The organism is Bradyrhizobium oropedii (genome assembly GCF_020889685.1).
GTDB classification, from domain to species: domain Bacteria; phylum Pseudomonadota; class Alphaproteobacteria; order Rhizobiales; family Xanthobacteraceae; genus Bradyrhizobium; species Bradyrhizobium oropedii.
On the sequence record NZ_JACMYO010000022.1, the window covers coordinates 40,991 to 62,772 of the forward strand.

Sequence of the window (21,782 nt, forward strand, 5' to 3'; positions counted from 1 at the left end):
CAGCGTTCCGCTGCAAGGTCTTGCTGGCCCGTGCCCTTGAGATGCATGTTGTGGACTGTGCCATCGCGCCATAAATGATGCATTCGATCTAAGCAAAATCAATGAGCTGTCCGCTCCGGCTATTGTGCGCGTGGATCAGTGCGGCCAGAACTGCAGTGCAGCCGTTCAAGCTGCCGATGGCATTCCCGAAGGCGATGTAGCTCATCTCGACTCGCCCGTCGACGTTCCCGGTCGCGCTTGGCAACCTCGAACCCTGCTCGAGAGTCGAGCCGGAGGTCTGGTATTCCCGAAACGCCGTCCGCACCGCGCTGGAAATGGACACAATTGAGCAGCAGCGGGTTGAGCGTTCTGGGCCTGCCAACAACCGCGCGAGATAATCGAACGCCGTTTGCGAGGTTGCTCCAACCTCAGCCGCTGCGCCTGAATCGAGAAGCTACCATCGGGCGAGCACATCGGATTCTTATCTATGGCGTTGAGTGTTGACGGCGAGTATGCCCCAGCGGGTACTGAATACCCAGACGTTCTCACCTTTGAAGTGCAGCCTCGGGCGCGACAAACCTTCCTGATTGAGTATTGCCGCGATCTCGCCATCCATCTTGTGCTCGACATTCAACTCGCGATGCGTTGCCGCAAAGTAATCGCGGTACGGTAGTGCGCCGTTGCGCCTGATGCTCGCTGGTTGCGCCAGTGTGCCAGACGATTTTTAGCCACCCTGCCCCCGAGTCCATTTCTGATCAAGAAGGACTTCGCGGATGACAGGTCGCAGCATGTCCCGCGCCGCGGACTGCATACTGGCGCTGTATCATCGCGAGGCCAATGGCGGGCTGGGGCGCATTACGAGCAGACGTTTCTGGTCAGCGGCAACGGCGGGCCTTCCTTGGTCATGGCTTTAAGTCGACGACCGTGCTCAACACCGATTACTGATCGGCTCGGCCACATCGCTCGAGAAGACCGCGGCGAACTGACCCGGTATTGCTTAAGAACTGCCGCAGTGGAATGGCAATACCGCCAAACAGCGTTTCTCAAGAATCAAACACACTATTCCTCACCAGAGTAGGTAGTGCCTCGATCCGTTGCTAATGGCGTACGATCAACCAGTACCTTGCCGTCCAGACCGTGACGCAGTTCATAAGGATAGGATAAATGCAGCAATGAAAACGTTGGGAATTCGTTGCACGTCTCACTCTTCGGGGTTTCATGCTTTCTGCCACGGTCACCGACGATCAATCCAGGGGCAAGAAGCTGGAGGGTTACGTCCTGCCCGGTTGCAAGGAGATGGAGACAGCGCCAATCCGGAAGGGTGTTACAGCAACAAAGTTGCGGAGCCAATGCCGATGGCGCGACCGAAACCGTGTTCGGCATCTACAAGTTCATCGATTTCGCGGAGAGGATTTGGATAAAGGGAGCCTGCATTCGATGCCGGTACCCAGCTCGTATCAATTGCAAGCAGGCAGCGTCCACTGTCTCGCGTCGCGAGATAGATCATGTTTTGGAGCATTACAATGGAGCCCTCGATGGGAGTTTTGTCGCATCTGCGGGTGGTAGAGATCGGTAGCTCGGCCGCAACCAGCTACTGTGCGAGGTTGTTTGCCGATTTCGGTGCTGACATTCGGAAGGTCGAGCCGCCACAAGGGGATCCACTTCGACGGAGCCCGCCACTAACGCCCAGCGGCCAGAGCGCGTGGTTCGCATTTCTGAACTTCAACAAGTCAAGCGTTATCATCGATCCCACCACCCCACAGGCGAGCAGACGACTGACGGAATTGATCGAGGACTGCGACATTTTGATCGATGGTCGTGACATCGATGTCGCAGGTTGCCCGTTCATTGATTTAGCCGCGGTCCGCCAGCTTCGTCCCGGGTTGATTTGCCTCCAAGGGAGCTGGTTCGGCCAAAATGGGCCCTATGCAGGATTGGCCGCAACCGATTCAACCGTTCGTGCGCTCGCCGGCCTTATCAGGTTGGTTGGACCTATTGAGGGGCCGCCCGTGCACGCACCGGATTTCCAAACTGGCATCATCGCCGGCTTGTGGGGCTTCATTGCCGCGGCATCCTCGGTGGTTGCGCAGACGCAGGGCGGAGGAGGGCGGTCGTTGTCGCTCAGCATCTTCGAATCGAGCATCGCTCTTAATGAGTATCTTATGTCAGAGGCGTTTGCGCACGGCGACGTGATGCGCCGGATTGGCACCAACCGCTTTTGGCCAGGATCACCGGTTGGCATTTACGCAACCAGAAAGGGCTGGCTTGGCGTCACGGTGGCAACACCGGCACAATGGCGGGCATTCTGCGATATGCTCGGCCTATCCGAATTGCGCGATGAGTCGGCTTTAGTCATCGGCGAGGATCGACTGAAACACTTAGAGGAGATTGAACGAGCGTTTACGCCGAGGTTGAAATTGCGGACCGCCCAAGAGTGGTTCGCAGAGGGACTAAAACGAAAGATTCCGATCGTGCCAGTGCCCGAAATATCCGATCTGCTCCTGGATACGGAGAAGAAAGTACGCGGCGCGATCGTGCCCGTTCTGCTTGGCGAAGAGGAGGGCCTGACGGTTGGCTCGGCGCAGCGGTTGACCCTGACGCCGCCGCGTCCCGGCGGAAAGGTTCCCGCGCTCGGCGAGCGGCAGAGTATCCAGAATACGCGAAGAGATGCGATCGGAACTGCGTCGGCATCACCCAGCCGCATTAACGCCAATCCGCAGCCATTGCAGGGAATTCGGGTCATCGACTTTTCAATGGGTTGGGCAGGTCCGTTGTGCACGCGCACACTGGCTGATCTCGGAGCGGACGTCATCAAGATCGAGGCTATCCAGTATCCGGACTGGTTTCGCGGTGTTGATCGAGGGCGTGATTATGTTGATGCGCAGATGTACGAAAAGACGGTACGCTTCTCTGGCATGAACCGCAATAAGCGCGGTATCACACTCGACCTCAAGCGGCCGCAGGGACTAGCTGTCGCCAAACGGCTCTTGGCTGGAGCAGAGATTGTCGTCGACAACTATTCTGTCGATGTGCTGCCGAAGCTCGGGCTTGGCTACGACGTGCTCAGAACGCTCAACCCTCGGCTTGTCATGATGTCAATGTCAGCCTTTGGCGCAAACAGTGCCAATCGTGATTGCCGGGCCTACGGATCGACCCTTGAGCAGGGCTCGGGGTTGCCAAGCGTGATCGGAAATGCCGACGGTCCACCCGTGATGAGCCACATTGCGTTTGGGGATGCCGTCGGGGGGTTAAACGGCTGCGCTGCAGTTCTGGTCGCCCTGATTCATGCCCGCAGCACCGGGCAGGGACAGTTCATCGATCTCGCCCAGATCGAATGCATGATGCCGTTTGCGGCGCCATGGATCACCGTTCATTCGATCACCGGTACGCCGTTAAGAAGGTATGGCAATCGACATCCGCAGTTCGTGCCGCATGGCTGCTTCCGGTGCGCGGGCGAAGACAACTGGATCATGGTAGCCGCGACGAACGAAGACATGTGGCGGAGGCTTGCCCTAGTCATTGGCCGGCCAGATTGGGCCGCGGACCCATCGCTCAGACCTGAGGAAGCTCGACGTGCCATCGAAGGTCTCCTAGAGAGAGATATCGAAGCGTGGACGCTCACCCGAGACGCGGATCAGGCCATGTCAGAGCTACAAGCCGTGGGGGTTGCCGCTGGTGTAGCCCGTCTCCCAATTGACTTGCTCAAGGATCGGCATCTCCGATCGCGCGCGTTTCTGCAGGAAGTCGAACGCGCTTTCATAGGTTGGCATCCGCAGCCATCATTGCCAGTTCGCGAAGGTTCGGAACCCTATCCAATCCGCGCAGCGGCGCCGACGCTAGGACAACATAATAGAGAGATCCTATCGGGATTTCTTGGCCTCTCCGACGCCGACATGGCGCAGTTGGCGAGGGAGAGCATCATCGGTACAGCGATGCTTCCCGAAGGGGAGCTCGCGACAACAAGGATCTTATCAGATTGAAAAACGCCACTGCGGCCCGGATTGGTATGGTTCCCACGCCTGGCAGGGGCGCACCCGCGGATCAGACCCAATGCTAGTCGCTGCGCGTTCTTTAATCGCGGGCACCGTGTCAACGAAAGCATCCGGCGAAGACCGCGAGGTACTTGGTTTGAGCGCAACAAGCGCGCGAGCGCTCCGCTCCTGTTTGCGATGATTTGTGGAAGGCGTGCTCTTGGTGATTGACGGTCGTCCGCGATAGGACAACCAGCAGCAATGACACACGGAGTAAAAATCGTTGCAAGTTTCGCGCTTCGTTCAATTACATGACACCGCCTCCCTTCAAAAAGGCGTTACACTTTTCATGGGATTCGATTTTCATGAGTATGTCTCGATCACACGGGCCATTCCAACTAAAGGGCCAACATTTCCAATTTTCCGGCCGGATCGCTCGCCGATTAAGTCAGGCGAGGGCTATTGGATCATAGGCGTCGATAAGAAGAACGAGATCGTGCTTTCAGATGCTGTTCGACTGTATGATCTTTCACAAAGCAACTTTGCAGAGCATCTCCAGTCTCTGAAGGCGTTTTACGCAGACCCAACCATACACTCACATCCTCAGGATCGCTGTACTTGCACAGCACCAAACGCGAGGAAGATAACTGGGAAAGTAACCTACAACGGAGATCTATGGGTGCGAGAAGACTTTAGAGGAGGGGGCATAGCTCAAATCATAACGCGGATAGTATTCCGCGTGTCCTTTGTGATGTGGGCTCCTGACTTCTTATGTGCGCTTGTGGCACGCTGGCGAGTGGAAAAAGGCAGCGTTGCACAATACCGTCATTATGAGCCAGGCGGGGCGATGTTGCAGCTAGTAGAAGACGATATCCTGGAAGACAATTGGCTTATTTGGCTAACCGGCGCCGAGTTGAGGAGCCAGGTCGAGCACACGAGAACAGAGCTGATTTTAGGCTCGTAATTGCCAGCATTCCGGGAGGTACTTAGCTTCAGTGCGCGGTACCGCAATGCTGGCCCCAACAGGTCGACCACATCGGGGCTGAACTGCACCCCGTTTCGACCGGACATCAGCGTTAGCCGGAGGAGCTAGGCCTAGGAGCCCGTCCGAATAATGCCTTGGGGTCCGCGAAGAAGGCAGTCGGGTTTTTGCTCCACGTCCCTTCGCGATTAGCGGGCGCCGGCGAGTTTGAGAGGATTGGGCCACGCAAACCAACGCCCACTCGCATCGGACTTTGTCGAGTCCACAAGCAAGAATTGACGAAAATCTCTCGCCTGTTTGATTTGTCAGAACACTGGTTCGACTATCTGTTTTTCAGCCGATAGCGACTTCGATAGCCGTCGCGTTTGAGTTTAGCTTCCATTGCTATCATCCCAGGCTGCTTCTTGAGCCGCCTCCATGTGGTTTTCGTTTCATCGCGGTGTCGACCTCGCCGGCAGGCCAAATATTAATGCATCGCTCAGCTAAGGCCTCAAGATTAGCTTCGCTCGCAAACCCATTGTCGGCGGAAATCTCGATTGGCCTGCGTCCGAACGCTGCCATCGTGGCATCAGTCAGTGGGATCAGTCCGTCAACATCGGCACTATTCGTTATCGGACGGTGCGAGACAATGATTTGTCCTTCGGCATCGACCGCGAGCTGGCTGCGGTAACCTGCAATAAATCCATCTCGCGTGCGCAAGATACGGCTGTCTGGATCGGTGAGGTTGCGCTGCGCTCTATCGGGTGGTCCTCCGTCGGGCGAGCGATTGGGCAGCCCATAAGTCTGCATTGCAGAAGATGGACTAGGTCCGTTGGTATCGATCATATCCGGTTCTCGTCTCACCTCTTTTAAAGCGCTGTCTTCGCCACCTGAATACGATCAAGACACTCTTTTTTGTTTTGATCCCGCAGGCATCTCATCGTCCCAGCACGCGTCGTCCGCTGCATGTGACGCTCCGCAGTTGCGAACCAACTGGCGATCTGCAATGCTAGCTCTGTCTCACTCTGCCGCGCGCGGGCGGAGCTCATCGCCCTATGACGTGAGCGATCCCCTTCAGCTTCGCGCCGTCGATCAGCAAGGCTCGCCGAGCTGCATAGTCGGAGAACTTGCAGAAACAGATCCGTAGGTGCGGAGAGATGACGCTTCCGAAAATCACGGAAGCCCGATCTGTTCATTGCCGTCAACGCCATGAAATCCAGACGCTCCTCACAGCATCGAGAGATCTGCCGCGACGAATAAGCGCTCTGCGTGTAGGCATAGAAGAGCAGAGCGGCCATCATACCCGGGTGGTACGGCGGGTATCCGCAGTTATCGTCGTAACCCGACAAAATGGAGGTTAGGTCAAGCTCGTTCCGAACCAGATCGCGGACGAAATGAGGGACATGATCTTCCGGCGCGAACTCGCCCAGTGACGGTGGGAGCAGCCAGTTGGTCGACATCCCGACATCCCAAGGGCTCATTCAAATTTGAATCGCGATTGGATCGAAACGGCAACCAAATACTCGGACAGGCTCCTAGCTGGGCATGCGCCGTAAGCGCCGCGCTTAGGCCGCGGGCTTTGAGATCTTGACGGTAAATGGAAATAACTGATCGAAGTCGCCCGCCTCGTGCTCTTCAAAATCCCGATGATCTGCTCGTCCGAAAAACGACTGCACTGCTCTGGTGCTAGTCTGAGCCAGAACGAACTTCAAGCCGGATTAAGCAAAAGGGGCAAGGTCACGTGATGGGAACGGTGTGAGCAGTGAGGCCCATGCACCGTTCCGCGAAAGGCTGGGGGTGAGATTCCTCCAGCCTACTCACCCGGCACGACGGATCGCTTTGGCGCGTGGCTGATCTTGGCTTGGCAATTCGGGCGATAGGCTCGATCTCGTCTTGAGCCCTCCTGCTCTTGGTAGTTTTGCGTCGGCTTGACGCGCTTTATAGTGTGGGCTCTGTAGGCGAAAAGAGCTTCGAGAGTGGCGTGGGTGTGGGAAGCTAAGGCGGCGGTTGGGGGAATCTCGACCGCTGCAGATGATGTCGCGCCATTAATTTTAGGAGGCATCTAATGGCGTATAGCACCATTCTCTACGAAGCGGACGATCGTGTCGCTTGGATCACTCTGAATCGGCCGAGCAAAAGGAATGCGCTGTCTCTGAAGCTCTGCGCCGAATTCCAAGATGCGCTCGTGTCAGCCGAACGTAATCCGGACGTGCGTGTGGTCGTGGTAAAAGGAGCGGGCGACCGGGCATTTTCCTCTGGCTTTGACATGGGCGGAGACAAATCAGAAGTCGGACCGTCAAGCTTGGAAAATTGGAGCTTGGATGATTGGAGTAGGTATTTCGATCTAGGTGTCAAGTTCATACGGTCCGTGTTTCACTGCTCCAAGCCGGTTATCGCGATGATCAATGGTTATTGCCTAGCCGGGGCCTTAAGCTTCGCCGTGAGTTGTGACATCCGCTACTGTTCTGACGATTCGTGCTTCGGTGCCATTGAGACCCGGATGGGAATTGGCGACACGGAGCTGCCGATGATGTCGTACCTCATCGGTCAGCGTTGTCGCGAGCTGGTCTACACAGGAGACATGTTCGATGCCCAACACGCGTATCGGCTCGGCCTCGTAAACCATGTCTTCCCTAAGGATCGCCTTGAGGAAGAGGTCACGCGCATCGCGAAGCGTATGTCTCGTGTCTCACTACCAGCGTTGGTGTGGAGCAAGAGGGCACTCAACAATACACTTCTCGCGGCGGGACTCGATTCTGCTCTGCGATATAGCTTCGCTGCTGACTTGATCATTGGGAAATCGGACTCCGAGTTTAAGCGCTTCCGCACGATTCAAAGCAGTGAGGATGCGAAGGCGGCATTCAAGTGGCGCGACTCAATCTTCGCGCCGTTCGAATCCGAGACGTCGTGGGTTTCCTCCCGTGCGGCTTCCAAACAGTCCCCAAAGCCTGAGGATGGTGCGGGTTGAGTAGCATTGAACCCAATTTTTCAGTAACGCGTGTGCGAAGGGAGTTTCCACAGAAACGGCGGAACGGTAAACCGTCGGGCCCCGGCCGCGATGCATTCCTTAAACAGGATCGATATGCTTGACCCTGCCCGGTCCGCTCGTCGTGGCGCCAAACTGACCGCCGGTATCAGGCCCAGAGAGCGTTTTTTGGCTCCTCTTGCGAACGAATCCGCAGCTCGCACTCGAATGCTCCATATTTAAGATGCGCTTTGAGATGCGCGCGATCAAGCTAAATTTGCAGGATGAGGCCAGCATCCTGCACGAAGTGAATGCCGCTAATTGCCGTTCCGGTCGACCGTATCTGGAAGTGTCGCCAGAGGGCGCACTTTCTGAAGCCGTCGCGATGGCGGATCATTTACGCGCCGACCTGCCCTTGGCGGCCTTGCGGATGGCGATCCCGGCGCAGCGGCCAAGTGTCGGCCTGATCCACCATTCCGTTCGCGGTCAATATGCCTCGGCGGACTACCGCAAACTGACGCAGTCGGCCGGCTCAGGGCGTCAATGAGCCGCAAGGGCGACTGCTATGACAATGCTCCGATGGAGCTTTTTTCAGGCGCTCAAGATGGAGCTCGTCGACAATGACAGATCAGAGAGTAGTGCTGTCGGAGAAGAAAGGGGCTGTCTTCTACATAACCCTTAATCGTCCAGAAGTGTTGAATGCCATGAACCTCGAAACGGAAAGGGCGTTGATGGAGTCGCTACGGAGGTTCCGGGACGACGACGAGCTATTGGTAGCTGTCTTGACAGGCGCCGGAGGACGGGCTTTTTCGGCCGGCATGGATCTTAAAGAAGTCGCGCGATGTAACTCTGAAGGTCAAGGGCCTAGGCAGGATGAGATTCGTCGCTTTGCTGAGCTAGAGATATGGAAACCAATAATTGCCGCCGTCGACGGCTACTGCGTAGCTGGAGGCTTTGAAATAGCCCTTCAATGCGATATTCGAATCGCAACGTCTCAATCGACCTTCGGCTTGCCCGAACCACGCTGGAACCTCATGGCGAATTATTTCGGTTGCCATAACTTGTCGAGGATGATTCCTTTAGGCGAGGCGATGTATATTCAGTTGACCGGAAATCGGATCGGCTCGCAGGAAGCGTTGCGTTGTGGGCTGTTGCACAGCGTGCACCCGGACAGAGATGCCCTAATGAAGGAAGCGGACGCCATCGCAGACTCGATAACCCTCTGCTCCCCGCTCGCGATCCAGGCGATAAAGCAGTTGGTAATGAATGGGCGAAGTCGTCCGGTGGAGGAGTCATACAAAATGGGGGAACCAATGTCGCGGCGCTTGATGGACATGGAGGACGGGACGGAGGGCCCCAAGTCTTTTGCGGAGAAAAGACGACCTGTATGGAAGATGAGATAGCGCCATAGGTGCGGCATGGCTAATTCAAATTCTCTGCCAGGAGACGGAACCCAACGGCGCCGGAGTGCCCCTGATCGCTTTGGCGCCTTCTTTGCTTATATTGGTGAGGTGCCCCTGGTTATTGGTCGGCCATGAAGTTTCCTTATTTCATGCTGAATTGATTAGCAAGCCTTACTCTCTGGATCTTCGAAAGCGCGTCGTGGCCGTGCCGCGCGGCTAACAGGGTGGAAGTAGAGCATCAACTAGGGGCTCTTCCGGATATTTGGTGCAGGTCTCCCCTTCGCTTTTCATCGTGCTTTCGCTTTTCATCGTGCGCGATCGTGCGTTTCAGGCGGCTGCCAGTAACCTATTTCTGAGTACTGCATATCCTGAACGGCCATACATCTGGCGCTCCTCTTTCGACGGGGCTGGTGCTCCAGGTTGAGTGATGGCTGCCAGGACGGCCGCGATGTCGCGGCCGATGCCTTGCGCAAGCGGCGCCAGTTCGCTGCTCGAAGCATCCTCGATCCATTGCTCGAGACTCGCATCATCGTCGCCCGTATCAATGCCGCGAGACGTCAAGTTCACTGATCTTCCCCCGAAGAAATGGACAGGGTTCAGCTGCTCTTAGCTCCATCTGGATCGGGCTGATAAAGCCGATGGCGGAGTGACGACGAGTTCGATTGTAGAGGCCCTCGATATAGGCAAAGATATCCCGTGTGGCGTCTGCCCGTGTTGCCTAGTGTCTGTGTGGATGAACTCCGTCTTGAGCGTGTGAAAGAAGCTCTCCATCGGAGCATTGCATAGCAGTCGCCCGTGCGGCTCATCGACGCCCTGAGCGGGCGGATTGCGTCAGCTTGTAGTAGTCCGCCGAGGCATATTGAACGCCGCGATCGGAATTGTGGATCAGGCCGGCACTTGGCCGCCGCCCCGAGATCGCCATCCGCAAGGCCGCCAAGGGCAGGTCGGCGCGCAAATGATCCGCCATCGACCACCCAAAAATCCTGCGGCTGTACAGATCCATGACGACGGCCAGATAGAGCCAACCCGGTTCGGTCTCGATGCAGGTGATATCGGCCAGCCAAATCTGGTTCCGAGCCGTAACGATGAAGTTGCGGTCGAGTAGATTCGGGGCGATCGGCAGGTCGTGGCGGCTGTCGGTGGTCCGCACTCGCCGGGGCCGCGCTATCATGCCCTGTTGCCGTGGCGCCGCATCAACCGCTCGATGCGATCGCGGGTCACCCCGCGGCCCTGAGCCTTCAACACGATATGGATACGCGGACTGCCATAACGCCCGCGGGTGTCGCGGCGGACCCGCCTGATGTCGTCGACGAGGTCACAAACGGCCGCAGATCGTCGGCTCTCCGGGCGCGAGCGCTAGGCATAATAGCCGGCCGGCGTAACGCAGAGCGCGTCGCACAAGAGCGTCACCTGATAATCGGCGCGGCAATCTTCGATGAAGCGGAATCTCATGTCCAGCAAAGATCGCGATCGACTTTCTTAAAATGTCGCCCCTCCATGCGCAACCGCTCGTTCTCTCGCTGCAAACGCGCGATCGCTGCCGCGTGGTCCGCCCATGAGGGCATCAAAGCCGCCGTCAGCAAAGTGCTCAACGCCACGTGACAGCGGTACCGCGTGCACATCATGCGTACCGTACTAGCGCATGCTGGCAAGGGCGGGCGGCGCGTCGTCTCCGCCTTCATCGCCACCGCGTTTGCACAGGAGGATGCCGAGACCGCGCGAGCGCAGTGGCGGAAGGTCGTCGACCAGCTTCGCCCCAAGCTGCCTAAGCTCGCGGCCTTCCTGGATGAGGCCGAGACCGACGTGCTCGCCTCTATGACGTTCCCGCCGCAGCATCAGACCAAGCTGCACTCGATCAACCCGATTGAACGCCTCAAAGGCTGGGATCAAATGGCGCACCGGAATCTTCCCAATGAAGACGCCATCGTATGCCTCGTCGGCGCGATCCTGCTCGAACAGAACGATGAGTGGGCTGTCCAGCGTGCCTGTTACATGACGTTGGAAAACATCGCGCGTTTGAGCGATCATCTGCTCAGGAAGAACACGGCTCTCACATTGAAGCCAGTCCATCACCGAACCACTGGCCAGAAAACCATGCCAGGCGATACGCTGATGTCGAGGCGTCGACCGTGAGGCGATAGGGGGCAACATGGTCAAGCTGTGTTTAAGCTAAGCAGCACGAGGGGCGACCGATACCACTTGTCCGGTTTGCTACGGCGGTATCGGAATTCCGACAACCCGCCAATGAGCGGGCTGGTAGCACCTGCTTGTTTATCGTGAGGCAAGCCACGCACGGCATTCTACGTGTGGCACGCGGATTGCTGGGATTTAAGGGGGCCCGCCAAAGCGTTCGCCGGGGCCCTATCGCCGGGAGTTCAATGCGCTGACGTTCGGAAATCCAAAAGCGGTGAACATCATGGGGCCGCACTATCGCTGGTCTGTCTCGGCTTGGACAGCTCGAGCTTTCAACGAGGGAGAAGTGGGATGATTTCGGAGGTGTTTATCACCTGTGCGCTCACAGGGGGAGGGAATAGGGCGAACTATACGAATGTGCCGGTATCCCCGGAGCAGATCGCTGCCTCCGCGATTGAGGCGTCGCGAGCGGGGGCGGCGGTGGTGCACATCCACGTGCGTGATCCCGAGACCGCGCAGGGTTCGCGGGATCCGGCGCTGTATCGGGAAGTGGTGCAGCGCGTTCGCAAGTCAGATGTGAATCCGGTAATCAACCTGACCACGGGGATGGGGTGCTCCCTCGTGCTCGGTGGGGTGGAGTCTCCGCTGCCGCCGGCGGAGGGAACGGATATGCCGGGCGCGCTTGAGCGGCTGGTGCATATCGCAGAGCTGCGGCCCGAGATCTGCACATTGAATTGCGGGACCTTGAACTGGGACAACGAGTTGATCGCGGTCAACAGCCCCGCAATGGTGCGTGCTATGGCCGCACGTTTGCAAAAGCTTGGAGTGCGCCCTGAGCTCGAGGTGTTCGATAGCGGTGATCTGGTGATGGTGCACGATTTGATCAAAGAGGGCCTGATTGACGGTCCGCCGTTAATCCAGCTGTGTATGGGGATTGGCTTTGGCGCGCCCGCCGATCCAACCACGCTGATGGCGCTAGTGCACCGGCTCCCGTTGGGAGCCATCTACTCAACATTTTCGATTGGACGAATGCAGCTCCCGTATGCGGCGTTGGCACCTTTGCTTGGCGCAAACGTGCGGGTCGGGTTGGAGGACAACCTGTACCTTTCCCGCGGGCGCCTGGCGAGCAATGCCGAACTCGTGCAGCGCGCGGTAGAGATTCTCGAGCGGATCGGGGTGCGAGTGGTGAGCCCGGATGAGGTGCGCGAGATGCTCGCGCTCAAAGTTCATGCCTGAGAGGTCAGAGTCCATGACCGAAATATCGAAGTTCACGCCTGAGGGGTGGCCGCGGGCGGTCGGGGTACTCGGGGCCGGCATCATCGGCAGCGGGTGGGCCGCACGGTTTGTCCTTAACGGAGTGGACGTGCGTCTATATGGTCGGTCGCCTCCTGCGGAGGACCGCGTGCGAAAGGTGCTGATGAGCGCGCGGCGGGCATATCAACGACTTACGTCGGCCCCGCTGCCAACCGAGGGGGCGCTGACGGTGGTGCACTCGGTCGCAGAGGCGGTGCGCGGCGTGGAGCTCGTGCAGGAGTCCGCGCCGGAGCGCCTGGAGCTCAAGCAGCAGCTGCTCGCAACCGCCAGCAGGGCTGCGGCGCCTGAGACCATAATCTGCTCCTCGACCTCGGGGTTCCGGCCGTCGTTGCTGCAGGCCGAGATGGAATACCCCGAGCGCCTGCTGGTCGCGCACCCGTTCAACCCAGTCTACCTACTGCCGCTGGTTGAACTGTGCGCCGGAGAGCGCACCGCACCCGAGACGTTGGCGCGGGCCACGGAGATTTACCGGTCGGTGGGGATGCATCCGCTCGTCGTGCGCAAAGAGGTGGACGGGTTCATTGCGAATCGGCTGCAGGAGGCGATGTGGCGCGAGGCGCTGTGGCTGGTGCACGACGACGTGGCCACTACGCAGGAAGTCAACGACGCCATCCGCTACTCCTTCGGGCTGCGCCGGGCGGTCATCGGTCCCTTCCCAATCGCCGGCGGTGGAACCAAGGTGCGCCACTATATGGAGCTATGGAGACAGTGGCAGTTGAGTAAGCTCGCGGACGCGCCCGAGGTCACCGGCGCCTTCCTGGACAAACTGGCCGAGCAGTCGGATGCACGGGCCGAGAACCTGACCGTCCCTGAGCTCGAACAGAAGCGCGACGATTGCCTGGTAGCCGTGCTGCGAGGCCTGCGGGCAGAGGGCTACGGGGCGGGCGAGACCCTCGCCCGCTGGGAGCAGGGGCTGCGCAACCGCATTGCCCCGCTCACCAATGGTTCCGACCCGTTGCGGACGTAGAGATGCCGTCTGAGGGGTTCGACGGCCACATGAAAGAGAGGCTAGCTCCAGCTCTGCGGCTCCGCCAATGAAAACCTGTTCCGTTACGTCCGCATCGACGGCGAGTACATCGCAACACCGGCAGTTACCACACAGTCGCACTTGCCTCATCTTCGGGACTTGTCCGCCGGTGACCGCGCCCGGGTGCCCACGGAGGTCCTCGGCGCCGACGACAAGCGTCTTCTGTTGCACGTGATGATGCTGCGAGGTGATGAGGGGCTGGCGGCCACGGCGAGCAGATGTTGCTTCACGCGCGCGTTCGGCCGTGATGTGGCGTGCCGCCGTAACATGCGGCTCGAATGCTCAGGAAGAGGGAATGATGTCGAAGGATGGATTGTGCGCGATCGTGACGGGTTCGGCGTCGGGGCTTGGAGCGGCGACCGCAGGCCTCTTGGCCAAAGGTGGCGCTCGCATCGTGGTCAACTATTCCAAGAGCCAGAAGGAAGCCGAAGCCACGGCCGAAACCTGCCGCAAAGCGGGTGCTGCTGAGGTCGTGGTGGTGCGGGGCGACGTCTCGCGCGATGACGATTGCAGGAAGATCGTCGAGGCCGGCGCACCCTGGGGGCGGCTCGACGTGCTCGTCAACAATGCCGGTATCACAAAACACGTGCCGCATCACGATCTCGATGGGCTCTCGGCAGAGGATTTCCAGCGCATCTATGCCGTCAATACCATCGGGCCGTACCAGATGATCCGTGCGGCGCGCTCGCTGCTCGAGGCCAGCGCCAAAGTGAGTGGACGGCCGGCCGCGGTGGTGAACGTCTCCTCGGTCGCAGCCATCAGCGGTAACAGCTCATCGGTCGCATACTCAGCGAGCAAGGGCGCGTTGAATGCCATGTCGCTGTCGCTGTCGCTGGCGCTGGCGCCTTCCATTCGCGTCAACACGGTTTGTCCCGGCTATATCGATACGCCTTGGTTCACTAAGGGCCGTGGAGAGGCCGCTGCCCGGCAGGTGCGCGATGCGGTGATCGCGCGGGTGCCGCTCAAGGTTGTCTCGACTGCCGAAGACATAGCGCAGCTCGTCTGCTTCCTCGCAGGCCCGGCATCGAGCAACATGACCGGCGAATGTGTGCGCATCGATGCCGGCATGCATCTGATCTTGTGAGGACGGAAAACTCTCCTAGCTTGTCCCTCCACGTCTGTGCACGCTGCTCGGGCCGAGTCAAGCCTGGCCATGATCCGCGCTCGGAAGCAATCTCACCCGTTCTAATCCCGGAGCGCGCCACCGGCGACCGACTGTCGAGATGAGCAGCGCGACCAGCGAGCCGATGGTGCGGTGATAAAGTCCGCTGCCTGTTCGGGCTCGCAACCACATGAATGTTGATGCGGTAGGTCGGCGGTTCCAGCCTGCCACCGACCAATACTAAAGAGCTGCGGTTGAAACGCCACGCTCGTATCTCGCTTCGATCGAACGAACGGCGCATCAAGTCGCTCGCTTGTCGCAAGCTGCAATTTCATGAACTCCGCGTGCACCGAGATCGGCTGAGTGTAATATCCGTCCCAATCCACACCACCTCCATCTCACCGGGCTTTAGGTGCCAGGTCGGCTATTGCTTGCCAAGATGCATGACGATTGACGCAAGGGCGTTGACTTTTCTGTTGGCCGCAAGCATGGGAGCACTAGGAGCTATTCGTTTCACGTTGGTGACGCTAGCTACGTAAAGTGCCAACACCGCTCCAGCGGCATTGCCGCACGACGGCAACATTCTCGTGGCAGCTCTCCTCTCTGCTGCGGCGGTCAGAGTATCATTGACCCAGTTCTGCCAGGTGACGCCCATGAGATCCCACGGATGTGTCGCGCGACCGGATCGAATTTACTGAACAAGCGGCGAAGCGAGATGAAGCGCGACACCGCTCATCTCAAGCGCGTCGAATTGAGTTCCGAGGTCAGATTTCGGAGTGATAATTTTCACTGACTTTGTCGCGTCGACCGTGGCAGATACTGGAGTGTTATATGCTTTGCGTCGTGTTTCGTCGTTTCGAGCCGCCAAAACAGTTGGCAAATTGTTTTCAAACCGGTGCCGATGAATCGCGAGACTAGGAATCGACCGCCGCGCTATAGGCGTCGCATCTACTGTGGTCCCCTATCAAAACTAATAAGGCGCCTGCTCCACCCGCGTCACACCTTCTTCTAAATTTGGTGCTATCATTCGGGAGTTTACCCGACGATGCAACCTGAGCCAATCGATGGGACGGTCGAATCATGCGGAGCAGAACCAGAGATCAAACCGAACAGGGTGTTTCTTCCGGCCTAAGTCTGTCGTTTGCATCAACGAGAGATTCTTCTTTCATCGCCCCGGGAAAAGCAGCCTGGAAAATAACAGTGATAATTCAGTGTGCGGAGGTCATCCTGAACTATCACCTCAAGCAGTTCTTCCGAACATTTCATGCGAGCAATAAGACACACGCCGTCTCGACGACCCTACATTTTGGATTGCTCAATCGAGGCGAAACACCAGCGAACTTCTTCTGCGAACCTAGCTCATCCGGTACAACCAGACAACGATTGAGTAAATGCGACGGCTGACAAGCTATGCGACAGCTCCTGCAGACGAGTCATCGCCGACCTACCACGGTTGGTGGGTCGTGGTGGGATGTTCCCTGATCGCACTCTTCATCTGCGGGTTTGGCCTCTACGGTCAAGGCATATACTTGGCCGAACTCCAGCGCGCGCACGGCTGGCAGACCGCGCAGTTGTCCGCAGCCAGTACCCTCTCACTTCTGGTGAGCTCGGTACTGGTTGCATTTACCAGCGACTTAATGGTTTGGATGGGTCTCAGATCGCTATTGCTTTGTGGAACGTCATCTCTGGCTGCCTCAACGACGATCTTGGCGCTGATGACACATCCGTGGCAGCTGTACTTGGCCTTTCTCTTGATGGCGCTCGGCTCGACCTGCATGGGCACGGTCGTAGTCGCAATCGTCGTCAATTCATGGTTCGAGCAGCGTCGTGGCCTCGCGCTCAGCCTCGCCCTTAACGGTGCTACTTGTGGTGGCGTTATTTTGGTTCCTGCGCTCCTGGCCCTCGTCGGCACAATTGGCTTCACCTTAGCGATGTTGGCTGCAACGGCGACCATACTCGTTGTGCTCGTGCCCGTCGTACTGGCTCTGAGCGGTCGCCGAACGCAGGAACGACTCGAGCAATATTTTGCGCGGGCCGATTATCATGAAGGGATCGGCCAAGCGCCGACTAGCCCCTCACGCAGAGCCCTGTTGCGGATGATCGGGTTCTGGACAATTGCGGTCCCGTTTGCGATCGCACTACTCGCGGGGGTTGGACTCATTGTCCATCAGGTGCCGTTTCTGGAACCTATCATAGGACGGTCCGCCGCAGGATTCGCGGTGACGATCACGGCATCTATGGCGGTTGTCGGACGAATATGCCTCGGTGCATTCGTCGATCGCGTCGATCCGAGGTCGGCCAGTGCGGCGTTCATGATAATCCAGGCCGCGGCCCTCGTCATCGTCCTTCAGACGTCAAATCCCACGGTGTTGCTGTTTGCCTTCGGGCTATATGGTTTCTCGATAGGCCATCTGACCACATTGCCTTCTTTGATTATCCAGCGGGAAATCGGACCCGCTGCTTTTGGAACTGCCCTCGGATTATCGACTGCGATTGGCGGCATTGGGAGCGCTTTCGGCCCCGGATTGTTGGGTCTGATCCGAAGCTTAACGGGGGGATACGCAGCGGCTTTGGTACTTTGTTTGGTGTTGACGATCACTGCCGCGAGTCTGGTGCTCTTGCGGGAGCCATAATCCAGCACCGAGTACGGTCTCGACTGCGATGGTCTCGCCCAGCGTGCTGGTGAATCATCCGAGACGTCGTTTCCACCTAGGCCAGCGCCCGTAGGCTGACTTTTCTTTTGCCTTCCGCGGTTCATCCGCAATGCGCCAATCCTTAGTGTTCGCCGCCCAGCTACCAAGGTTAAGTTACGCTGTGAAGCCTGCTCATGCCCGCGCGGGTATTCGCTGCAGGCCACCGGCGCCGGGAGCTGCTCCTTTCCGGATCGGTCGCAGTGGACGGTCGATCGTCGCAGCATTCATCGCAAATAGCTTCCCGCGGATTTTCGGCCGCAAGATCCAGGTGTCCGTGCCGCTCCATCGCCTCAATCAGCACAGGCTCAGCCCTTCAGGCGCTTGCCGTACACCCGGTCCGAAGCCTCCCAAAGAAGCGCGAGGGCATTCTGCTCCGCTTCGCTAATGAATCCGCAGCCGCGTGGGCGGGGCGATCGAGCGATTGCAAGCATGTCATTCGCCAGGCAATTTTGGACACCGATTTGACACTGTATAGTGGTCGTTCAAATTAGGTGGAAGGCCGTACGTCTGTTCAGACGAAGTCGGACTAAGTGTCCCAAGCTTTGATGGTGCATTCTTATCGCACGATTCGAAGGATGCGCTATGGGACAAGTTCTACACGGCTGCGCCGCCACGACGGAGGCTGTCCGTCGAGCAATACAAGATAGTCAAGAGAGCCTGAGAGGCCTCGCCAAGCGCTATGGGATCAACCAGAAGACTGTCGCGAAGTGGAAGCAGCGCGAGACCGTCGCTGATCGTTCGACTGGCCCCAAGGAAGCCAAATCGACTGTCCTTTCCATCGAGGAGCAGGCGATCATCGTCGCTTTCCGACGGCACACGCTGCTGCCACTCGACGATTTCCTCTATGCGCTGGAGCCTGCGCTCAGATCCATGCGTTGAGCGAGGGTTGCGGCCGGTCCCTGTCTATCGGATCGTGAGGCGTTCGGGTGACAATGGCGTCGATCAGTTCGATGTCGGCAGGTTCGCGCCAGGCGTGAGCCGAGGCCGGCTGCAAGGACGATAGCGCGGCGAGGAAAATCGGGCATTACGGTAACCCTCTGCAATTCCAAGCACGCCGAACCACCAAGAATTCAGTTCCACGTGTTCAGGGTTGCAGACAGACGCCGCAAGCCCTTGTCGAGCGAGCCAAGATCGACCCCGTAGGAGAGCCGGATCCCGGCTGGATCGCCAAAGATCGTGCCCGAAACTGTCGCGACCCCAGCATCCATCAGCAATACGTTAACGACGTCATCGGCGTTGGATTCGGGGCCGGGCCCCTTGGTCCGCCGCTGCCAGCCTTTGAGATCGAGATAGAAGTGAAACCCGCCTTGGGCTGCAGGTTGGGGGATCGACCTCAGCGTCGACAGGATCGAGAGCCCAAGCGTTCGCGCGTCACTGACCTGACGTTGAAGTTTTTGTTGGAAGGCGTCATCACCGGACTCTAAATGATGGAGCAGTGCATGCTGGGAAATGACATTTGGATTGCAGGCCGTATCGCGTTGTAGCGCCTGCGCTGCGCTGATGACGGCTTCTGGGCCGGCGAGATAACCAATTCGCCAACCGGTCAGGGCCAGGGATTTGGAGAACGAGTTAACGAGGAGAGTTCGGGGGCGCGCCGGAGGAGCGACCGACACGATCGAATGATGCGTGTGCGGAGCATGGGCGAAAGCCCCATAGCTTTCATCGAACACAATCCACAGATCCCGCTCAACTGCAAGCTGGGCAATTTCCGCAAGAGTTTCGCGGTCATAAATCGTGCCGGTCGGATTGTTCGGGGTGTTGACTACGACAGCTTTAGTCTTTGACGTAACTGCTGACGCTAGATCCGGAAGCTTCGGCACATAGTTATTGGATCTTGTCTCGATTAAAATCGGCACTCCGCCCGCCAGGAGGATCTGCGCGGGGAAAGAAGTCCAATTTGGAACGGGGATGAGTACCTCATCCCCCGGATTTAGAAGCACCATAGCGGCGTTAAACAGCGCATGTTTGGAGCCGCTCGTTATTGCGACTTCGTCCGCCGACCAAGGTTGACCGGTCTCGGTGGAAATTTTGCGAGCTATCGCGTGGCGGAGCTCCGTCGGGTCGCCTGTCTCCGGGGTGCGGTTGATGTTGCGATTAATCGCGATGATCGTACCCTCGCGCACCATTGGCGCAAGATCACTGTGGATCTCCTCGGCGGTCAAGTCGATGATTTGCTCGGCGCTCGCGGCAGCTGCTTTGGCTGCCGTCCACGCCGCGGCGGTGTCCGAGAATTTGAATAAGGTAGTTCGCTCCGCCAGCATGTGCTCTCTCCCTTAATCGGGCATGTCACGATTGGCGCTGCGGCACAAAGCTTGTCTCCTACATAAAAGGACGACATGCTCATAGTGGAGCTGACAATTCATCATCCATTTGATGGTTTCGGCGGTTGGAGCGCTGCTGAGAGGAGAGGGATTGTGACCGAAGAATGTCGTCAACTTTGGTGAGTGACGGAAGAGCCGCCGTGCCATCGTAAGTCCTCTGCTCGGATTGTATGACGGATGGTTTTATGTCAGCTCTCCTACGGAATCGCTGCCGTCTCTGAATGAAAGGAGTCGCCTCGACGCCCAGGCAGATATCGCGCTTCCGCTCGGGCCAGTTCGTCGTGTCCTGGCAGCTCGAAGACCTCATCAAGCGTTGCAATACCAGGCTCAATGCTCCCAGTGTTCTCCTCGGTGATAATGCGATGACAGGTTTGCCGCATTGCCGCTATTGCAGCTCGCATTGAGTGGTTGGCCCAGATCACTGTGAAGATGCGTGCGTCGCGATACACAGAGGCCGATGTTCGATAGTATTTGGTAGGAACAATCACGACCGGCAATTTGTTCTGCCAAGCGCGTGCTAACGCAAGGATCTCACCGGCGGAACTCCTTCGCGAGTGAATGAGGATCGCGTCCGCTCCCGCGTCCGCATAAGCATGAGCGCGCATAACCGCTTCGTTCATCCCTTTACCGTCGATCAGTGCCTCGATCCGGGCCAAAAGAACGAAATCTTCGAACACTGCATCCTTCACCGCGCGCAGACGGCCGGAGAATTCGTTGATATCGGCGAGCGGACGCCGATCGCCAACGAACGAGTTCGTCTTCGGAAAGCAGCTGTCCTCCAGCGCGACACCGGCTGCGCCGCGTTGGTGGAGTGTGCGCGCCAGCAGACGAGCATTGTTAAAATTTCCGAAGCCGCCATCGCCATCGACGAGGACAGGCAGTTGAGTCGCGTCTACGATCCGCTCGATTACGTCCGCGAGTTGGCTCCAGGACGCCTCGTTGACGTCACGGTAACCGAGTGAGCACGCGATCGACAGACCAGATGCCCAGAGGCCTTTGAAACCTGCGCGCTCCGCTATCGCGGCGGAGAGACCGTCATGCGCTTCCATAAGGAAGGAGAGCTCGCTGCTGGAGCAGACCTCGGCCCGCAACATTTCTGCAAGTGACGAATCAGCGGAATGATCAGTGCGATTGGCGAGAACAGATTGGGATTGATCTTGCATGCCAATTCCTTGGGCGCTGGACCCGCGGAGGTTCCTGCAGTGAAGGTGACATGCGTCTGTCATCTGAATCAATCGCGAGAGTTGGTAGTTGACCGGGGCCCTAAATCGTTGCTTCAAGCTGCGCAGGAACTTGGCTGAGACCGAGGAAAATTGGGTCGATTTTGCATGTTCCTGGCATTGTGCGCGCGCAATAATTCGGTTTGCGCGTACTTGACCTCCGGACTGCGTTCGGCGGTCCGACATTGTGGAGGGGAAGGCCTCAGAGCCGATCAGCAGGCACATCATGGTCGGGCTGTCGCCTTCTCATACTCAGTCCCACAGGGGAGAGCGCGCTCGTCGACCGCAACGTTGATACTGACGTGTGAGCCAGAGCACACCACGAGCTATAGCTGAGGCTGAGTCGCTAGCACGCCATGAGCCAGCCGCTTTTTAGCCAATCGCTGTGGCGATGCCTGCGGCGGTGGTCCTGCTGGTTACAAGTTCTTTGGATACTGGAGCTCAAATCGAATGATGGCCGACCCTTCGCCGGTGACCAAATGCGTGCTTCGGTGTCATCCGAGAGCAGGCGTGTCAAAAGACATCATCCTATTGATCAGGTGTCAAACGCCCTCCGGAACTGCCCCCTTTGCGTCATGAAGAACTGCCCCCACCATCGGGCTATGATCTTGGTTGAAGGCGGTTGCTTCCGCCGGTGACGGGACGGAGGGAGGCGGAGCTGATCGGAGGGCCGTCACCGGCGGGCGGCGGTTT

The 21,782-nt window shown here is 58.2% G+C and carries 15 protein-coding genes and 4 pseudogenes; 11 read left to right on the top strand and 8 right to left on the bottom strand.

Features of this window, described 5'->3' with window-relative positions; all coding sequences use genetic code 11:
* Positions 1 to 1,303 precede the first annotated feature (1,303 nt).
* Positions 1,304 to 1,486 (bottom strand): hypothetical protein, encoded by a 183-nt coding sequence (locus H8A95_RS08945; RefSeq protein ID WP_229182833.1) that lies wholly within the window; start codon positions 1,484 to 1,486, stop codon positions 1,304 to 1,306.
* A 28-nt stretch (positions 1,487 to 1,514) separates the two neighbouring features.
* On the opposite strand from H8A95_RS08945, the gene H8A95_RS08950 reads away from it, so the two are divergent.
* On the top strand, positions 1,515 to 3,959 hold the full coding sequence (locus H8A95_RS08950; RefSeq protein ID WP_229182834.1) for a CaiB/BaiF CoA transferase family protein: 2,445 nt from the start codon (positions 1,515 to 1,517) through the stop codon (positions 3,957 to 3,959).
* 274 nt (positions 3,960 to 4,233) lie between these two features.
* Entirely contained in the window at positions 4,234 to 4,914 is a 681-nt protein-coding gene (locus tag H8A95_RS08955; protein WP_229182835.1) for a hypothetical protein, read from the top strand.
* Between the two features lie 231 nt (positions 4,915 to 5,145).
* Here the strand turns inward: H8A95_RS08955 and H8A95_RS08960 are convergent.
* Positions 5,146 to 6,392, bottom strand: a pseudogene (locus tag H8A95_RS08960) (transposase); the annotation flags it as partial.
* Between the two features lie 584 nt (positions 6,393 to 6,976).
* Between H8A95_RS08960 and H8A95_RS08965 the strand changes: the two are divergent.
* From H8A95_RS08965 to H8A95_RS08975, 3 genes are all read left to right on the top strand, one after another.
* Complete coding sequence (locus H8A95_RS08965) at positions 6,977 to 7,879, top strand: enoyl-CoA hydratase/isomerase family protein (protein ID WP_229182836.1); 903 nt, start codon at positions 6,977 to 6,979, stop codon at positions 7,877 to 7,879.
* A gap of 241 nt (positions 7,880 to 8,120) precedes the next feature.
* Complete coding sequence (locus H8A95_RS44380) at positions 8,121 to 8,423, top strand: hypothetical protein (protein WP_420839353.1); 303 nt, start codon at positions 8,121 to 8,123, stop codon at positions 8,421 to 8,423.
* 73 nt (positions 8,424 to 8,496) lie between these two features.
* Positions 8,497 to 9,279 carry an enoyl-CoA hydratase-related protein gene (locus tag H8A95_RS08975; protein WP_274617394.1) on the top strand — a complete coding sequence of 261 codons (783 nt, stop codon included), beginning with the start codon at positions 8,497 to 8,499 and terminating at the stop codon, positions 9,277 to 9,279.
* Between the two features lie 327 nt (positions 9,280 to 9,606).
* Here H8A95_RS08975 and H8A95_RS08980 read toward each other — a convergent pair whose 3' ends face one another.
* From H8A95_RS08980 to H8A95_RS44385, 3 genes are all read right to left on the bottom strand, one after another.
* Positions 9,607 to 9,846, bottom strand: a complete 240-nt coding sequence (locus tag H8A95_RS08980; protein WP_229182837.1) for a hypothetical protein — start codon at positions 9,844 to 9,846, stop codon at positions 9,607 to 9,609.
* 235 nt (positions 9,847 to 10,081) lie between these two features.
* On the bottom strand, positions 10,082 to 10,429 hold the full coding sequence (locus H8A95_RS08985) for a DDE-type integrase/transposase/recombinase (RefSeq protein WP_229182838.1): 348 nt from the start codon (positions 10,427 to 10,429) through the stop codon (positions 10,082 to 10,084).
* A gap of 17 nt (positions 10,430 to 10,446) precedes the next feature.
* The gene (locus H8A95_RS44385; RefSeq protein ID WP_420839356.1) at positions 10,447 to 10,581 is read right to left on the bottom strand and encodes an IS3 family transposase; all 135 of its coding nucleotides are present in this window, start codon (positions 10,579 to 10,581) and stop codon (positions 10,447 to 10,449) included.
* A gap of 249 nt (positions 10,582 to 10,830) precedes the next feature.
* Here H8A95_RS44385 and H8A95_RS08990 point away from each other — a divergent pair.
* From H8A95_RS08990 to H8A95_RS09010, 5 genes and pseudogenes are all read left to right on the top strand, one after another.
* Positions 10,831 to 11,304: pseudogene (locus tag H8A95_RS08990) on the top strand (transposase); the annotation flags it as partial.
* A 459-nt stretch (positions 11,305 to 11,763) separates the two neighbouring features.
* On the top strand, positions 11,764 to 12,648 hold the full coding sequence (locus tag H8A95_RS08995) for a beta-keto acid cleavage family enzyme (protein WP_229182839.1): 885 nt from the start codon (positions 11,764 to 11,766) through the stop codon (positions 12,646 to 12,648).
* 13 nt (positions 12,649 to 12,661) lie between these two features.
* On the top strand, positions 12,662 to 13,693 hold the full coding sequence (locus H8A95_RS09000) for a 3-hydroxyacyl-CoA dehydrogenase NAD-binding domain-containing protein (protein ID WP_229182840.1): 1,032 nt from the start codon (positions 12,662 to 12,664) through the stop codon (positions 13,691 to 13,693).
* A 358-nt stretch (positions 13,694 to 14,051) separates the two neighbouring features.
* Positions 14,052 to 14,837, top strand: coding sequence for an SDR family NAD(P)-dependent oxidoreductase (locus tag H8A95_RS09005; protein WP_229182847.1), 786 nt, complete (start codon positions 14,052 to 14,054; stop codon positions 14,835 to 14,837).
* A 1,409-nt stretch (positions 14,838 to 16,246) separates the two neighbouring features.
* Positions 16,247 to 17,488 carry an MFS transporter gene (locus H8A95_RS09010; RefSeq protein WP_229182841.1) on the top strand — a complete coding sequence of 414 codons (1,242 nt, stop codon included), beginning with the start codon at positions 16,247 to 16,249 and terminating at the stop codon, positions 17,486 to 17,488.
* Between the two features lie 243 nt (positions 17,489 to 17,731).
* Here the strand turns inward: H8A95_RS09010 and H8A95_RS09015 are convergent.
* Positions 17,732 to 17,931: pseudogene (locus tag H8A95_RS09015) on the bottom strand (ISNCY family transposase); the annotation flags it as partial.
* Between the two features lie 199 nt (positions 17,932 to 18,130).
* On the opposite strand from H8A95_RS09015, the pseudogene H8A95_RS09020 reads away from it, so the two are divergent.
* Positions 18,131 to 18,412: pseudogene (locus H8A95_RS09020) on the top strand (IS481 family transposase); the annotation flags it as partial.
* Between the two features lie 206 nt (positions 18,413 to 18,618).
* Here the strand turns inward: H8A95_RS09020 and H8A95_RS09025 are convergent.
* Complete coding sequence (locus tag H8A95_RS09025) at positions 18,619 to 19,809, bottom strand: pyridoxal phosphate-dependent aminotransferase (RefSeq protein ID WP_229182842.1); 1,191 nt, start codon at positions 19,807 to 19,809, stop codon at positions 18,619 to 18,621.
* A gap of 257 nt (positions 19,810 to 20,066) precedes the next feature.
* Positions 20,067 to 20,963: a phosphoenolpyruvate mutase gene (gene aepX, locus H8A95_RS09030; RefSeq protein WP_229182848.1), complete on the bottom strand. Its 897-nt coding sequence runs from the start codon at positions 20,961 to 20,963 to the stop codon at positions 20,067 to 20,069.
* Positions 20,964 to 21,782: the final 819 nt, after the last annotated feature.

Coding starts and splice junctions, on each gene's coding strand:
- H8A95_RS09010 (WP_229182841.1), top strand. CDS start 16,247: ATGCGACGGCTGACAAGCTATGCGACAGCTCCTGCAGACGAGTCATCG.
- H8A95_RS08945 (WP_229182833.1), bottom strand. CDS start 1,486: ATGATCTATCTCGCGACGCGAGACAGTGGACGCTGCCTGCTTGCAATT.
- H8A95_RS09000 (WP_229182840.1), top strand. CDS start 12,662: ATGACCGAAATATCGAAGTTCACGCCTGAGGGGTGGCCGCGGGCGGTC.
- H8A95_RS44380 (WP_420839353.1), top strand. CDS start 8,121: ATGCGCTTTGAGATGCGCGCGATCAAGCTAAATTTGCAGGATGAGGCC.
- aepX (WP_229182848.1), bottom strand. CDS start 20,963: ATGTTGCGGGCCGAGGTCTGCTCCAGCAGCGAGCTCTCCTTCCTTATG.
- H8A95_RS08965 (WP_229182836.1), top strand. CDS start 6,977: ATGGCGTATAGCACCATTCTCTACGAAGCGGACGATCGTGTCGCTTGG.
- H8A95_RS08950 (WP_229182834.1), top strand. CDS start 1,515: ATGGGAGTTTTGTCGCATCTGCGGGTGGTAGAGATCGGTAGCTCGGCC.
- H8A95_RS09005 (WP_229182847.1), top strand. CDS start 14,052: ATGTCGAAGGATGGATTGTGCGCGATCGTGACGGGTTCGGCGTCGGGG.
- H8A95_RS08975 (WP_274617394.1), top strand. CDS start 8,497: ATGACAGATCAGAGAGTAGTGCTGTCGGAGAAGAAAGGGGCTGTCTTC.
- H8A95_RS09025 (WP_229182842.1), bottom strand. CDS start 19,809: ATGCTGGCGGAGCGAACTACCTTATTCAAATTCTCGGACACCGCCGCG.
- H8A95_RS08995 (WP_229182839.1), top strand. CDS start 11,764: ATGATTTCGGAGGTGTTTATCACCTGTGCGCTCACAGGGGGAGGGAAT.